Origin of the sequence: Microbacterium sp. HMWF026, from assembly GCF_003061325.1 — a bacterium.
Classification (GTDB): Bacteria; Actinomycetota; Actinomycetes; order Actinomycetales; family Microbacteriaceae; genus Microbacterium; species Microbacterium testaceum_E.
In genome coordinates this window covers 2,133-16,746 of record NZ_QAJB01000471.1, presented here as the reverse complement: position 1 = coordinate 16,746, position 14,614 = coordinate 2,133, and the positions used below count along the sequence as shown (strand labels likewise).

Genomic DNA, 14,614 nt, shown 5'->3' with positions numbered 1-14,614 from the left:
AGACTCGGGGTCGGGCTGGGCGCGATCGTCTGCGTCGCGGACGGCGTCGGCGTGTTCGCGATCTCGGGCGCGCTGAGCGTGGACGTCGCAGCGACGCCCCCGGCGATCGCCACCACGAGCACCGCGGCCAGCGAGCCGGCGACCCACGCGCTCCGGTGCGCCCCGACGGGCTTGATGTCGTGGGCACCGCCCACGATGCGGGCGCGCAGGGCCGCGCGCTCCGAGGGCGTCAGTTCGTCGTTCATGCCCGTGCCCCTTCCAGCGCGAGCTCGTCGCGCAGTTTCGCTTTGGCGCGGGCGAGCCGCGATTTCACCGTTCCCGCCGGAATGCCCAGTGCCGGTGCGACCTCGCGCTCGGCGTAGCCCTCGAGCACCGACAGCACCACGACCGCCTGCTCCCGCTCCGGCAGACGCTTCAGCGCGGAGAGGACGCCGCTCTCGTCCTGCCCACCCGGCGACGCCTGCTGCATCGCGGGGGCACGATCCAGCAGCGCGCGGTAACGCCGGCTCGACCGCTCGAGGTTGCGCGCGCAATGGGCCACCGTCGTCAACAGCCACGGCAGCGGTGAACCCTCGACCAGACGCACCGAAGCGCGCTTTCGCCAGAGTTCGAAGAACGCGACGGTCACGGCATCCTTCGCGTCCTCGCGATGGCTCAGCAGTCGGCAGGCGTGCCGGAACAGCCGTCCCTCGTGCCGATCGAACAGCACGGCGAGCGCGAGCTCGTCGCCTTGGCGTACCCGGTCCCACAGCCCGGCGTCGTCTTCATCCACACTCAGTAGTGTCCGCGAAGATCACATCGGTTCACTGGCGGGGCATTCTGCTCGGTAACGAATGGGTGACGGACCGTCGCGGGGCACTGGAACGGCGGCTGCGCGTCCCCGGCAGTGCTTCCCGCGGTCACCGAGGCGACGGGACGTCGGAGAACGAGAGAACGGCGGGCTCCCACGTGCGCCCGCCGTCGATCGGTACCGTGACCCGCGTACCCGCGCGGGTCGCGGGTCACCGCATCCGGCTCAGTCGTTCGTCAGCCCGTCCTCGCGCATCGCATTCACCAGCTGGACATTGCGGTCGAACGCCGTCTCGGAGAACTCGTCGGAGTAGTTCAAGCCGTAGGGCCAGAAATGCCCGGCGTCGCAGTTGATCACCGCGCCGGCGCCGTCCCAGGAGCGCAGAAGAGCGGTGGCCTTCGCCCCGTGGTAGGTGCCGTCGTAGCAGAACGAGTCCCACGAGTAGGTCGTCCCCACCCCGAGGGTGTGGGCGATCTCGTGCAGGGTCGTTCCCTCGACCATGTACGCGCGGTCCGCCCCGTAGCGCAGGTCGCCGTTGCTGCTCGCCTCGGCGGTGGGCACGCCGGGTTCGTAGTACACGTTCACGAAGCGCGACAGACTCGTCAGCCGGTCGTAACGCGCTGTGGCCGCCTGCATGGCCTTCTCGATGCGGTCGTACGCGTCCGTTTGGTCGGCGGTCGGGTTGTCGGCGCGCCAGAGGCGGTAGGTGAAGCGCGCGGGATCGCAATCGATCGCGGGATAAGAAACCTTCGTCGTGACCGCAGTGGAGCCGGTGGTCGTCTTGACGGCGGTCACCGAGGCCGTGCCGGCCGGGATGCTCACCCGCTTGGTCGCGAATGCGGCGGTGGTTGACTGACCGGCTTTCACCGTGGTCGTCGCGGCGGAGCCGTAGGCGCTCTTGATCGTGATCTTGAGCGTGACCCTGTCGGTGTTCTTCGCGGTCACCGACAGCACGGCGGCGTCGTCGGCACAGCGCACGCTCGTGGTCGATGAGACCGCCGGTGCGGTCGCGGCGACGGCGCCGATCGCGGTGGAGCCCACGAGCACCGATCCCAGGACGGCACCGATCAGCAAGCGGAGAGTTGGTCGTTTCATCGGGGGGCCTCTCGTCATCGTGGCCGAGACGTTCGGTCACGCAGAACATCTATCGCGAGAGCGTCGGCGGGGGCGAGGGCGTCGCCCGTCGATTTTCTTCTCGATGCGATCGATCGCTCTTCTGGATCCGCATCCTCGCGGGCGGTCACCGCCGCAGCCCGACGGACGACGCCGTTGCGGGCGGCCCGACGCCCTATCGTGAGCACATGCGCGCACGGTGGACCCTCGTCCTGGGATTCTCGCTCGCCCTGCTCGTCGGGGTGGGCGCGTGGGTCGGCGTCTCGGCCCTGGGCGGGGACGACCCGCGCTCCCCCGCCCCCACCGACGGGGACTTCGCCATCACCGCGTCGTACCGCCTGACCCCCGACGGCGCGCTCGACCCCGCACCCGACGAGCGCGCGCAACGTCTCTGGGACGACTTCGTGCGCGTCGCCACCCCCGCCTTCGTGCGCTCGGACGTCACGACCTACCGCGTCGGCGACGATGCCGGCAGCGACACCCTCGCCTACGTCATCAGCGACGACGACGATCCGACGCGATGGTCGTTCGCCGCGAACCTGGCCTTCGCCGACGACCCGCGGCTGCTGCTGACCACCCTCGTCCACGAGTACGGCCACCTGCTGAGCCTGGGCGTCGACGATGTCGACACCGATGCCTCGACCTGCGACACCGAGTGGACCGGGGCCGGATGCCTGTCGGCGGACTCCGACCTGCAGCGCTTCGCCGAGCGCTTCTGGGTCGGGTACGACGACGCGCCGGCGCGCGACAACCTCGACACCGACGTCGGCGCCGCGTTCTACGCCGCTCACGAGGCGGACTTCGTCAGCGATTACGCCGCCACCAACGCCTCGGAGGACTTCGCCGAGACCTTCGCCACGTTCGTCCTCGAGCCCGAGATCGTCGGCGACTCGGTCCTGGCCGACAAGTTCCGGTACTTCGCCGAGCTGCCCGAGTACGCCGGGGCCCGCGAACGCATCCGGGCGGAGTTCTCCCTCGACTCCTGACCGCCGACGCACCGCCTCGGGACGGCGTCAGCGCGGGCCGCGCCCGACGTGCAGCACCCCGCGCACCACCAGCCCGGCCAGGAGCGCCCAGAACGCCGCGCTCACCCCGAACACGGCGATACCGGATGCCGCGACCAGGAACGTCACCACGGCCGGCACCCGCTCGCCGGGGTCGTCGATGGCCTGCTGCACCGCCGACCCGAACGCGCCGAACAGCGCCACACCGGCCACCGCCGGGATCACTCCGGCCGGCGCGAGCAGGACGATGGCGGCGAACGCCGCCGACAGCGCACCGAGGACGAGGTAGGTGCCCCCGGCGGACAGCCCGGCCACCCACCGTCGTCGGGGGTCCGGGTGGGCGTCGGGGCCGGCGGCGATCGCGGCGCTGATCGCCCCGAGGTTCATCGCGTGTCCGCCGAAGCCCGCGGCGGCAGCCGAACCCAGCCCGGTGACGAGCATCGCGGGACGCCACGGGATCGTGTAGCCGAGGCTGCGCATCACGGCCACCCCGGGGACGTTCTGCGACGCCATCGTCACGACGAACAGCGGCAGGGCGATGCCCACGACCGCTCCCACGGTGAGCGTCGGCGCGGTGAACTCCAGCCGCGGCAGCAGGGTCGCGGCATCCGTCCCCGCGCCCGTGCGCGAGAGCTCGACGGCGACCACGACGATCGCCGTCACGAACGCCAGCGGCACGGCCCACCGGGGCAGGATCCGGGATGCCACGAGCCACACGATCAGCACGGGCGCCACGCCCCACGGGTCGTCGACGAGGCCGGTGAACGGCGCCACGCACAGCGGCAGCAGGACGCCCGCGAGCATGGCCTGCGCGATCGAGGGAGGGATGCGGGCGATGAGAGCCCCGAGTGGGGGGAACAGCGCCGTGCACAGGATCAGGCCCGCCGAGACGAAGAAGCCCCCGACCACGGCGGGCCAGCCCCCGTCGATCGCCCCTGTGGCCGCGAGCAGAGCCGCACCCGGGGTCGACCACGCGACGGTGATCGGCAGACGGTGGCGTCCGGCCAGGACGATGCACCCGATGCCGACCACCAGGGTGATGGCCAGCAGTCCGCTCGCGGCCTGCTCGGGGGTCGCGCCGACCGCGCGCAGCCCCGTCAAGACGACGGCGAAGGTGCTCGTGAAGCCGACCAGGGCGGTGACGACGCCCGCGACGAGCGGGCGAGCGAGGGAGACGTCGGAAGCCATAAGGCCTCCGACGCTATCGGACCGCGAAGCCTCGTCCCGTCGACGGGGGGCGAGGCACGGTCCGGGTCAGGCCGTGATGACCTGGGCCGTGCCGGTCGCGGCGTCGGGGCCCATCTCGTCGGCGAGGCGGTTCGCCTCTTCGATGAGGGTCTGGACGATCTCGGCCTCGGGCACGGTCTTGATGACCTGGCCCTTGACGAAGATCTGGCCCTTGCCGTTGCCCGACGCGACGCCCAGGTCGGCGTCGCGCGCCTCGCCCGGGCCGTTCACGACGCAGCCCATCACGGCCACGCGCAGCGGCACGGTCATGTCCTTCAGGCCCTCGGTGACGTTGTCGGCGAGCGAGTACACGTCCACCTGCGCGCGACCGCACGAGGGGCAGGACACGATCTCGAGCTTGCGCTCGCGCAGGTTGAGCGACTGCAGGATCTGGTGGCCGACCTTGACCTCTTCGGCGGGCGGGGCCGACAGCGACACGCGGATGGTGTCGCCGATGCCCTCGGAGAGCAGGATGCCGAAGGCCGTGGCGCTCTTGATGGTGCCCTGGAACGCCGGGCCGGCCTCGGTCACGCCGAGGTGCAGGGGCCAGTCGCCCCGCTCGGCGAGCAGGCGGTAGGCCTTGACCATGACGACGGGGTCGTTGTGCTTGACCGAGATCTTGAAGTCGTGGAAGTCGTGCTCCTCGAACAGCGAGGCCTCCCAGACGGCGCTCTCGACGAGGGCCTCGGGGGTCGCCTTGCCGTACTTCTCGAGCAGGCGACGGTCGAGCGAACCGGCGTTCACGCCGATGCGCAGCGAGACGCCCGCGTCCTTGGCGGCCTTGGCGATCGCACCGACCTGGTCGTCGAACTTGCGGATGTTGCCGGGGTTCACGCGCACCGCGCCGCACCCGGCGTCGATGGCCTGGAAGACGTACTTCGGCTGGAAGTGGATGTCGGCGATGACCGGGATCTGGCTCTTCTTCGCGATGATGTGGAGCACGTCGGCGTCGTCCTGCGAGGGCACGGCGACACGGACGATCTCGCACCCGGATGCCGTCAGCTCGGCGATCTGCTGCAGCGTGGCGTTGATGTTGGTCGTCGGCGTCGTCGTCATCGACTGCACGCTCACGGGGGCGTCGCCTCCGACGAGCACCTTGCCGACCCGGATCTGACGGGTCTTGCGACGGGGAGCGAGGGTCTCCGGCACGCGGGGCATTCCGAGATTCACAGCAGGCACGCGCTCAGCCTACGCCGCCCGCGCTGAACGGAGTCCGAACCGGCTGCGAAAGCTCTCTGTGATAAGTTCGGCGCCATGCGCGCGCACTGCAGTTGGTGGCCCACCGTCTAGGCGGTGAGCTCGCGTGCGACAGACCGCCCTCCCTCGGGATCCGGGCGGTCTTCGTGTTTTCGGCGGCCGCACAGGACCCTCGCTCACAGACGGAAGTACTTCGATGATCGGGCCCGACCCCTCCTCCCCGCTCCTGCACCTGCTGACCGGCGACGCGCCGTTCGCGCTCATCGCGCGCGACCCCGACACCGTCGAGGTGCTCACGGGCGACGTCGTCGACGTCGAGCTGCTCGCCGACATCCCGCTGACGGATGCCGACGGCCGGCACCGCGAGGTGCTCGCCCTCGTCCCCTTCCGACAGGTCCGCGAGCGCGGGTTCGTCTGCCACGACGACGGCGCCCCGCTGCGCTGCCTCGTCATCGGCGAGCGGACGGTCCTTCCGCGCGCGGAGGTCATGGCATCCCTCCCCTCCTCCCCCGTGGAGCTCGAGGGAGCGGGCTTCGACATCGCGGACGAGGAGTACGCCGACATCGTCCGGCGGGTCATCGCCGACGAGATCGGCCGCGGCGAGGGGGCCAACTTCGTCATCCGCCGCGACTTCGTCGCCGGGGTCTCCGCCGACCCGCGCGTGGCGGCGCTGACGTGGTTCCGCGCCCTGCTCGAGCACGAGAGAGGCGCCTACTGGACCTTCGCGGTCGTCACCGAGGGGCACATCGCCGTCGGCGCGAGCCCCGAGGCGCACGTGAGCGCCCAGGACGGCATCGTCACGATGAACCCCATCTCGGGCACGTTCCGCCATCCGGCCGGCGGCGCCACCGCGGACACCCTGGCGGAGTTCCTGCATTCGACCAAAGAGACCGAGGAGCTCTTCATGGTGGTCGACGAGGAGCTCAAGATGATGAGCGCCGTGTGCACGGACGGCGGCCGCATCACCGGCCCCCACCTCAAAGAGATGTCGCGGCTGACCCACACCGAGTACATGCTGCGGGGCCGCAGCGACCTCGACCCGCGCGACATCCTGCGCGAGACGATGTTCGCCCCCACCGTCACGGGCTCGCCCATGCAGAACGCGTGCACGGTGATCGCCCGTCACGAGACCTCCCCGCGCGGCTACTACTCCGGCGTCGCCGCACTGTTCACCCCGAACGGGGCCGTGCAGGGGCCGACCCACGACCTCGACGCCCCGATCCTCATCCGCACGGCCTACCTGGTCGACGGGCGCCTGCGCGTGCCGGTCGGCGCGACGCTCGTGCGCCACTCCGACCCGTACGGCGAGGTCGGCGAGACCCACGGCAAGGCGGCCGGGGTGCTCGGCGCCATCGGCGCGATCCCCCGTGACGTTCCCGCTGCGCCCGCCGACGCCGATCCCGACGCCCCCGTCGCCGAACGCCGGCCGCTCGCCGAGGATCCCGCGATCGCCGCGCTGCTGACATCGCGCAACGACCGCCTCGCACCGTTCTGGATGAACCCGCAGGACCCCGACGAGACCGGCCCGTTCGCCGGGCGCACGGCGGTGGTCGTGGATGCCGAGGACCGCTTCACCACGATGCTCGCCCACCAGCTGCGCCACCTCGGACTGGATGCGCGCATCGTGCACTGGTCACGGGTGACGGACAGCGAGATGGATGCCGCCGACCTCGTCGTCTCGGGCCCCGGGCCCGGCGATCCGCGCGACGACGACAGCGCGCGCATCGCCGCGATGCGTCGCGTGGTGACGCGGCGCCTGCACGGGGGCGCCCCCCTGCTCGCGGTCTGCCTGAGCCACCAGATCCTCGCCGATCAGCTGGGCATCGACCTGGCGCCGCTCGCGCAGCCGCATCAGGGCCTGCAGAAGAGCGTCGACGTGTTCGGCGAGCCGGCGTCCATCGGGTTCTACAACACCTTCACGGCGCGCGTCGCGCCCGGGACCACCGCACGGGGGCTCTCGACCGTCGATCGCGATATCCCGATCGAGGTGGCCGCGGATGCCGAGACCGGCGACGTGTACGCCCTGCGCGGCCCCGCGGTCGCGAGCGTGCAGGGGCACCTCGAGTCGATCCTCTCGCGCGACGGCATGCGCACGCTCGAGCGGCTGATCGCCCACGCGCTCTGACGCCGAGGACCCGGCGCGTTACAGCAGCTGCACCGGGTTGAAGATGTCCGCCAGGAACAGCACGCCGCCCATTCCGACCAGCAGCACCACGACGACGAACGTCACGGGGACGAGCTTCGTGGCATCCACGGGTCGTGCGACCTTGCCGCGCATCCGCGCGAGCCAGCGCTTGACACCGTCCCACAGCGCGACGACGACGTGTCCGCCGTCGAGCGGCAGCAGCGGGATGAGGTTGAACACGAACAGGGCGACGTTCAGCCCCGCCAGCAGCGCGAGGATCTGCTGCACGCGGGCGAGGATGGGGGCGTCGACGGCGGCGATCTCGCCGGCCATGCGTCCCGCGCCGACGACGCTCATGGGACTGTTGGCGTCGCGCGGCTGACCGGTGAGGGTGTCGGCCGCCGCGTCGTAGATGCGCACGGGCAGCTGCGACATGATCTGCGCGACCGTGCCGATGTACTGTCCCGTGGCCTCGAAGCTGGTCGTGAGCGGCTGGGGGACGAGAGCCTCCTGCGCGCGCAGCCCGGCGAAGCCGACCGTCTCGTACTCGGGGGCTCCGCTCGCATCGGTCACGGCCCGCCCGCGGTCGTCGGTCACCGCACGGTCCGTGCTCTGCGGGGTGAACTGCACGGTCTGCTGAGTGCCGTCGCGGTCGATGACCACCGACAGCTGCTGGCCGGGCGAGCGCTGGATGATCGCCGCCGCGTCGGCGAACGTCTCGACCGGGGTGCCGTCGATCGACACGAGGCGGTCGCCGGGCTGGATGCCGGCGGCCGCGGCCGGGGCGACCGGGTCTCCCGTGGTGCACGCATCGCGCTGCTGACTCGCGGGGATCACGCACTGGCTGACCGAGGCGACGGTGGTCGTTCCGGCCTGGACGCCGATGCCGCTCAGCGCGATGGCGAACAGGACGACCGCGAGCACGAGGTTCATCACCGGACCACCGAGCATGACGATGATCCGCTTGTAGACGGGCAGCTTGTAGAACACCCGGTCGTCGGCGGCGATGAGCGTCTCGGCGTTGGCGTCGCGGGCGTCCTGCACCATGGTGGCGAAGAACCGCGAGCGCTTTCTGCCGGGCTCGGCGTCGTCCGGAGCCGGGGGGAACATGCCCGCCATCGAGATGAAGCCGCCCAGCGGCAGCGCCTTGAAGCCGTACTCGGTCTCGCCGATGCGCTTCGACCAGAGCGTCGGGCCGAACCCGATCATGTACTGACCGACGCGCACGCCGAAGAGCTTCGCGGGCAGCAGGTGCCCGATCTCGTGCAGGGCGATCGAGACGGCCAGGCCGATCACGAGCACGAGCACGCCGATGAGGAAGGTGATCGCGGTCACCCGCTGACGATACCGCCGCCCGCCTTTGAACGGCCCGTGCGGCCGCGATGCGGTGTCTGTGCGACGCCGGATGAGACAATGGGAGCGATGTCGACCGACGCTGCCTCGAACCTCCCGCCCGTGCTCCGACCGGAGCGGCCTCCCCGCCGCGACCTCGCCGAACTCGCCCGCCTCTTCGGCGTGCGCACCGTCGGCGACGTCGACGGCACCGCCGTGACCGGCATCACGCTCGCCACCGCCGACCTGCGCGCCGGCGAGGCGTTCGTCGCGATCCGCGGCGTGAACCGCCACGGGGCCGAGTTCGCCCCCACCGCCGCGGAGCGGGGTGCCGTCGCGGTCATCACCGACGAGGACGGCGCCGCCGTCGCGGCATCCGCCGGTCTTCCGATCGTGGTGGTGGAGGATCCCCGCGCCCTTCTCGGCGACCTGTCGGCCTGGGTGTACGGCACCGGTCCCCAGGACGAGCTGCCGCGACTGCTGGCCACCACCGGCACGAACGGCAAGACCAGCGTGTCGCACCTGCTCGAGGGGATCCTCGACCAGCTGGGCGTCGTGACGGGTCTGTCCTCGACGGCCGAGCGGCACATCGCCGGCGAGGTCATCGTGTCGCGGTTGACGACGCCCGAGGCGTCCGAGTTCCACGCCCTGCTCGCGCTCATGCGCGAACGCGGTGTCGAGGCCGTCGCGGTCGAGGTGAGCGCGCAGGCGCTCACGCGTCACCGGGTCGACGGTCTGATCTTCGACGTCGCCGGCTTCACCAACCTCTCCCACGACCACCTCGACGACTACGCCGATATGCGCGAGTACTTCGAGGCGAAGCTGCCCCTGTTCCGTCCCGACCGCGCCCGCCGCGGCGTCGTGTGCCTCGACACCGTCGCGGGGATCGAGATCGCCGCGCGCGCCGAGATCCCGGTCGTCACCATCGCGACGCCCGCGATCGCCGAGGACGCCGCCGCCGCGGCATCCGCCCAGTGGCGCGTCGAGATCGTCGACGAGCGGCAGGAGGGCACCGAGTTCACCCTGACGGACGGCAAGGGTCGTGCGCTCACGACGGTCGTCCCCGTCATCGGTCGGCACATGGCGGCCAACGCGGGTCTCGCCATCGTCATGCTGCTCGAGGTGGGGTACACCTGGGAGCACCTGTACAGCACCCTCGACGGCGAACGCATCGACGCGTCGTTGCCGGGGCGGACGCAGCTCGTCTCGGGTCCGCACGGTCCCGCGGTCTACGTCGACTTCGGTCACTCCCCCGACGCGTTCGAGAAGACGCTCGCGGCCGTGCGTCGCGTCACGCCCGGCAAGGTCGTCATGGTGTTCGGCGCCGACGGCGATCGCGACGCCACCAAGCGTCTCGACATGGGACGCACCGCGGTCGAGGGCAGCGACATCCTCGTCATCACCGACCATCACCCGCGCCACGAGGATCCGGATGCCATCCGCGCGGTCCTCGTCGAGGGGGCGCGCGGCGCGCGTCCCGACGGCGAGATCCACGAGTTCACCCCGCCCGAGCGCGCGATCCTCGAGGCCGTGAAGCTCGTCGGCGAGGGCGACGCGATCCTGTGGGCCGGCCCCGGCCACCAGGACTACCGCGACATCCGCGGCGTGCGCACCCCCTACTCGGCGCGCGAGCTCTCGCGCCGCGCCCTGCGTGCCGCGGGATGGGCCGTGCCCGATCCGCAGTGGCCGGTGCCCTACCCGACCGATGCCACGCCGTCGTCCGACCCCGAGCGTCCGGTCGACTTCCCCGCCTGACCGCGGGGTCGGCGACGGATCGGGGCCTCCGTTCGCGGGCGCTGCACAACTCCTGCATACCCGCGCCGCACGCCGCGCAAGCCGCGCTCAGCGATCCTCGCGCCGAAGGTGTGCAGCGCTCGCGCGAACTCAGCGCGCGGCGATGATCTCGTCAGCCGTCCGGCGCGCCCACGCCTCGGCCTCAGCGAGGGACTCGCGCGAGAGCGCGGAGGGGGCCTCGTGCCGGTCGACCACCCGCTCGATGAGCTCGACGATCTCGAGGAAGCTCAGACGCCCCTCGTGGAACGCGTCGACGGCCTGCTCGTTCGCGGCGTTGAAGACCGCGGGATACGTCGCGCCGGCTCGTCCGACGCGCTTGGCGAGGGCGACCGAGCCGAACGCCTCTTCGTCGAGGGGCTCGAAGGTCCACTGCGAGGCCCGCGTCCAGTCGAGCGGCGCGCCGACGCCGCCGACCCGGTGCGGCCAGTCCAGGCCCAGCGAGATCGGCAGCCGCATGTCGGGCGGAGAGGCCTGCGCGATGGTCGAACCGTCGACGAACTCGACCATCGAGTGCACGATCGACTGCGGGTGGACGGTGACATCGATGCGGTCGTAGTCGACGTCGAACAGCAGGTGCGCCTCGATCACCTCGAGGCCCTTGTTCACCAGGGTCGCCGAGTTGGTCGTCACGACGCGGCCCATGTCCCAGGTGGGGTGCGCGAGGGCCTGCGCGGGTGTCACGTCGGCGAGCTGCGACCGTGAGCGTCCCCGGAAAGGGCCCCCGGATGCCGTGAGCACCAGCCGTCGCACCTCGTGCGCGTCGCCCGCCCGGAGCGCCTGCGCGATGGCCGAGTGCTCGGAATCGACCGGCACGATCTGACCCGGCGCGGCGAGCGCGGTCACCAGATCGCCACCGACGATCAACGACTCCTTGTTCGCGAGGGCGAGGGTGCGCCCCTCTTCGAGCGCGGCGATCGTCGGACCGAGCCCCACCGAACCGGTGATGCCGTTCAGCACCACGTCGGCGTCGACGTCACGGACCAGCTGTTCCGCCTCGACGGCACCGAGAGCGACGGCGTCCACGCCGAAGGCCGCGGCCTGCGCGTCGACTCCGGCGCGGTCGCTCCCGGCCGCGAGACCGACGACCTCGAAACGGTCGGGGTTGGCGCGGATGACGTCGAGCGCCTGCGTCCCGATCGAACCGGTGGAACCGAGGATGAGGACGCGGCGCATTCCGTCAGCCTACTGACCGGCTGCGGTGGCGTGCTGGACGCCGAGGATGTCCACCACGAACACGAGCGTGGAGTTGGCCGGGATCTCTCCCTGCGCCTTGTCGCCGTAGCCCTGGGCGGGCGGGATGACCACGAGCACCTGCGAGCCGACGGTCTGTCCCTCGAGCGCCTGGCGGAAGCCGTCCACCACCTGGTTGGTGACGAACTGCGCGGGGGTGCCGCGCTCCCAGCTGGAGTCGAAGACGGTGCCACCGTCGTAGAGCGCACCGGTGTACTGCACGATCACCTGGTCGCCGGGGTTGATTACGTCGCCGGTGCCCTGGCGCAGATTCTCGATGCGGACCTCGGTCGGAGCCGGGGTGGAGGGCATGGTGATGGTCGGCGCGCCGTTGTCGTCGAAGGTGACGGTGGGCAGACCCTCGACCGGGGCGACCTCGGCGCCCTCGGCGCGCGTGGGCTGCTCAGAGATGGCGTCGGCGACGAGCACGAAGGCGGGTGAGCCCTCGCCGAGCGTCCCGGCGGGGAACGACGACACGGTGCGCGAGCCGATAGTGGAGCACTCGAGAGCGGCGCCGAAGATCTGCTGCGACGCGATGAGCGTGTCCATGCCGTCGGGGGCGGTGTCGAGCGACTGCAGCTGCACCTGTCCGGAGGCGGCGTCGATGAGGGTGTAGTTGGCCTTCAGCACGTCTCCGGCGCGGACCTCCTGACCCGAGCCCTCGACGAGCGTCGTGCGCTGGAGCTCGGTCGGGTTGTACCCCGCGGGCAGGTCGACCGTCACCTTGGATCGGAAGTCGCCCGAGACCTCGAGCCCCTCGGGGGCCGGTGCCTCGGTGAGGGCGCTCTGGCACTGCCCGGCGTCCGCCGAGCCCGTGGCATCCGGAGTCTGCGCCTGATCGGGCGAACCCGAGCAGCCCGCGAGCAGCAGCGCCGCGGCGGCGGCGACGGACAGGGAAGCGATCGGGCGGAAGCGCACGGCAGACCTCTCGAAGGGGATCGGGAAGCCTCCATCCTTGCGCATGACGCTTTGGCGTGGCTGAGAGGGCCATGTCCGCCCCCATGCACGCTCGGGAATGCGGCGGCGAGTAAAGTCGTCGGGTGAGTTCCGACCCCTCCGCCGAAACCCCCGCCGCAGAGCCGCAGCAGATGGGCGCCGCGTACGGACTGGGGCGTTTCCTCATCGCTCCCCTCGCTCGTGCGGTGTACCGCCCCCGCGTCGAGGGGCGCGAGAACGTCCCGCGCACGGGGCCCGTGATCTTCGCCAGCAACCACCTGTCGTTCATCGATTCGATCGCGATCCCGGTCGCCGCTCCGCGTCCCGTGCACTTCCTGGCGAAGTCGGCGTACTTCGAGAAGTGGGCGTCTCGGCAGTTCTTCACCGCCATCGGCGCGATCCCCGTCGAGCGCGGCGCGGGCCAGAAGGCGCTCGACGCCCTCGACCAGCAGCGCGTGCTGCTCGAGGACGGCCGCGCGGTCGCCCTCTACCCCGAGGGCACCCGGTCGCTCGACGGGCGCCTGTACAAGGGCCGCACCGGGGTGGCGTTCCTCGCGCTGCAGACCGGCGCCCCCGTCGTCCCGGTGGGGTTGATCGGCACCGACAAGGCCATGCCCGTGGGTGCGAAGTTCCCCAGCACGAAGGAGCGCATCACGGTGCGCTTCGGGACGCCGCTCGACCTGTCGCCGCACGGTCCCGCCTCGTCGGGGCGCGCCCGCCGCGGGGCGACCGACGAGATCATGGCCGCCATCCACGCCCTCAGCGGGCAGGAGCTGGCCAACGCGTACAACGAGGCGCCCGCGCAGAACCCGATCGAGCGCATCAAGCAGGTCCTTCCGCACGAACGCCTCTGAGCACGGCTCGCCGGTCGCCCTTGACGCGGGGCGCGCCGACGAGCATCGTCGTGGAGGACGGCCCGAACCGTCGACGCCACAACGAGGAGGCACCGTGAAGAAGTTCGTCAACGACCCGGCAGACGTGCTGGCCGAGGCCCTGCGCGGTATCGGCGCGGCGCACCCCGAGCTGCGCGTGGATGCCGAGAACCGGGTCATCCTGCGCGCCGAACCGACGCGCGCGGGCAAGGTGGCGCTGGTGTCGGGCGGCGGATCGGGACACGAGCCGATGCACGGCGGCTTCGTCGGCCGGGGCATGCTCGACGCCGCCGCGGCAGGAGAGGTGTTCACCTCTCCGACCCCCGACCAGGTGCTGGCGGCGACGCAGGCGGCCGACTCCGGAGCCGGGGTGCTGCACATCGTGAAGAACTACACCGGCGACGTGCTCAACTTCGAGATGGCCGCCGAGCTCGCCGCCGCCGAGGGCGTCGAGGTCGAGTCCGTCCTGGTGGCCGACGACGTGGCCGTGCAGGATTCGACCTGGACCGCCGGTCGTCGCGGAACGGGCACCACCGTCGTCCTCGAGAAGATCGTGGGCGCCCTCGCCGAAGAGGGCGCCGACCTGGCCGCTGTCGCCGCGCTCGCGCGCCGCGTCTCGGCGGCCGGGCGTTCGATGGGCGTCGCGCTGACCAGCTGCACCGTTCCCGCGGCCGGCCGACCGACGTTCGAGCTCCCCGACGACGAGATGGAAGTCGGTGTCGGCATCCACGGCGAGCCCGGCCGCACGCGCGTGAAGCTGGCCTCGGCTCGCGAGATCGCGAAGCTGCTGGTCGACCCGATCGTCCACGACTTCGGCGACGCCGTCGGGCCCGCGATCGTGCTGCTGTCGGGCCTGGGCGCCACGCCGCTGATCGAGCAGTACCTGCTCTACGGCGAGATCGCCCCCCTGCTGACCGCGGCCGGCATCGACGCGCAGCGGGTGCTGATCGGCGACTACATCACGAGCCTCGACATGGCGGGCGTCTCGCTCACC

At 71.5% G+C, this 14,614-nt stretch carries 12 protein-coding genes and 1 pseudogene; 5 read left to right on the top strand and 8 right to left on the bottom strand.

Annotated elements, in window-relative coordinates:
* The 3 genes and pseudogenes from DBR36_RS18005 to DBR36_RS17040 form a co-directional block, all read right to left on the bottom strand.
* A pseudogene (locus tag DBR36_RS18005) lies at positions 1-245 on the bottom strand (hypothetical protein); the annotation flags it as partial.
* A complete protein-coding gene (locus DBR36_RS17045) occupies positions 242-772 on the bottom strand; it encodes an RNA polymerase sigma factor (RefSeq protein ID WP_181373671.1) in 531 nt (176 codons plus the stop codon). The gene DBR36_RS17045 and the pseudogene DBR36_RS18005, both read right to left, overlap by 4 nt.
* Before the next feature lie 243 nt (positions 773-1,015).
* On the bottom strand, positions 1,016-1,885 hold the full coding sequence (locus DBR36_RS17040; RefSeq protein WP_146185419.1) for a hypothetical protein: 870 nt from the start codon (positions 1,883-1,885) through the stop codon (positions 1,016-1,018).
* A 206-nt stretch (positions 1,886-2,091) separates the two neighbouring features.
* On the opposite strand from DBR36_RS17040, the gene DBR36_RS17035 reads away from it, so the two are divergent.
* Positions 2,092-2,889: an NADH:ubiquinone oxidoreductase subunit 4 (chain M) gene (locus DBR36_RS17035; protein ID WP_108320867.1), complete on the top strand. Its 798-nt coding sequence runs from the start codon at positions 2,092-2,094 to the stop codon at positions 2,887-2,889.
* Positions 2,890-2,916: 27 nt separating this feature from the next.
* On the opposite strand, the gene DBR36_RS17030 is transcribed toward DBR36_RS17035, so the two are convergent.
* Positions 2,917-4,095: a benzoate/H(+) symporter BenE family transporter gene (locus DBR36_RS17030; protein ID WP_108320866.1), complete on the bottom strand. Its 1,179-nt coding sequence runs from the start codon at positions 4,093-4,095 to the stop codon at positions 2,917-2,919.
* A 66-nt stretch (positions 4,096-4,161) separates the two neighbouring features.
* Positions 4,162-5,313: a flavodoxin-dependent (E)-4-hydroxy-3-methylbut-2-enyl-diphosphate synthase gene (gene ispG, locus DBR36_RS17025; protein WP_181373670.1), complete on the bottom strand. Its 1,152-nt coding sequence runs from the start codon at positions 5,311-5,313 to the stop codon at positions 4,162-4,164.
* A gap of 214 nt (positions 5,314-5,527) precedes the next feature.
* Here ispG and DBR36_RS17020 point away from each other — a divergent pair, with 214 nt between their 5' ends.
* A complete protein-coding gene (locus tag DBR36_RS17020; RefSeq protein WP_108320864.1) occupies positions 5,528-7,456 on the top strand; it encodes a chorismate-binding protein in 1,929 nt (642 codons plus the stop codon).
* A gap of 18 nt (positions 7,457-7,474) precedes the next feature.
* Here the strand turns inward: DBR36_RS17020 and DBR36_RS17015 are convergent, their stop codons facing one another.
* The gene (locus tag DBR36_RS17015; RefSeq protein WP_108320863.1) at positions 7,475-8,791 is read right to left on the bottom strand and encodes an RIP metalloprotease; all 1,317 of its coding nucleotides are present in this window, start codon (positions 8,789-8,791) and stop codon (positions 7,475-7,477) included.
* Positions 8,792-8,878: 87 nt separating this feature from the next.
* Here DBR36_RS17015 and DBR36_RS17010 point away from each other — a divergent pair, with 87 nt between their 5' ends.
* A complete protein-coding gene (locus DBR36_RS17010; protein WP_181373669.1) occupies positions 8,879-10,543 on the top strand; it encodes a Mur ligase family protein in 1,665 nt (554 codons plus the stop codon).
* A 129-nt stretch (positions 10,544-10,672) separates the two neighbouring features.
* Here the strand turns inward: DBR36_RS17010 and dxr are convergent, their stop codons facing one another.
* Positions 10,673-11,755, bottom strand: a complete 1,083-nt coding sequence (gene dxr / locus DBR36_RS17005; protein ID WP_108320862.1) for a 1-deoxy-D-xylulose-5-phosphate reductoisomerase — start codon at positions 11,753-11,755, stop codon at positions 10,673-10,675.
* Between the two features lie 9 nt (positions 11,756-11,764).
* Complete coding sequence (locus tag DBR36_RS17000; protein WP_146185418.1) at positions 11,765-12,775, bottom strand: FKBP-type peptidyl-prolyl cis-trans isomerase; 1,011 nt, start codon at positions 12,773-12,775, stop codon at positions 11,765-11,767.
* Between the two features lie 125 nt (positions 12,776-12,900).
* Here DBR36_RS17000 and DBR36_RS16995 point away from each other — a divergent pair, with 125 nt between their 5' ends.
* Together DBR36_RS16995 and dhaK are read left to right on the top strand one after the other, a co-directional pair.
* On the top strand, positions 12,901-13,602 hold the full coding sequence (locus DBR36_RS16995) for a 1-acyl-sn-glycerol-3-phosphate acyltransferase (RefSeq protein WP_258222977.1): 702 nt from the start codon (positions 12,901-12,903) through the stop codon (positions 13,600-13,602).
* Between the two features lie 94 nt (positions 13,603-13,696).
* On the top strand, positions 13,697-14,614 hold a 918-nt coding region (gene dhaK, locus DBR36_RS16990; RefSeq protein WP_258222975.1), incomplete at its 3' end, for a dihydroxyacetone kinase subunit DhaK.

Excerpts from the sequence above, each read along its gene's own strand:
- DBR36_RS17040 (WP_146185419.1), bottom strand. The coding sequence starts at position 1,885 with ATGAAACGACCAACTCTCCGCTTGCTGATCGGTGCCGTCCTGGGATCG.
- DBR36_RS17035 (WP_108320867.1), top strand. The coding sequence starts at position 2,092 with ATGCGCGCACGGTGGACCCTCGTCCTGGGATTCTCGCTCGCCCTGCTC.
- DBR36_RS17030 (WP_108320866.1), bottom strand. The coding sequence starts at position 4,095 with ATGGCTTCCGACGTCTCCCTCGCTCGCCCGCTCGTCGCGGGCGTCGTC.
- DBR36_RS17020 (WP_108320864.1), top strand. The coding sequence starts at position 5,528 with ATGATCGGGCCCGACCCCTCCTCCCCGCTCCTGCACCTGCTGACCGGC.
- DBR36_RS17010 (WP_181373669.1), top strand. The coding sequence starts at position 8,879 with ATGTCGACCGACGCTGCCTCGAACCTCCCGCCCGTGCTCCGACCGGAG.
- dxr (WP_108320862.1), bottom strand. The coding sequence starts at position 11,755 with ATGCGCCGCGTCCTCATCCTCGGTTCCACCGGTTCGATCGGGACGCAG.
- DBR36_RS17000 (WP_146185418.1), bottom strand. The coding sequence starts at position 12,775 with ATGCGCAAGGATGGAGGCTTCCCGATCCCCTTCGAGAGGTCTGCCGTG.
- DBR36_RS16995 (WP_258222977.1), top strand. The coding sequence starts at position 12,901 with ATGGGCGCCGCGTACGGACTGGGGCGTTTCCTCATCGCTCCCCTCGCT.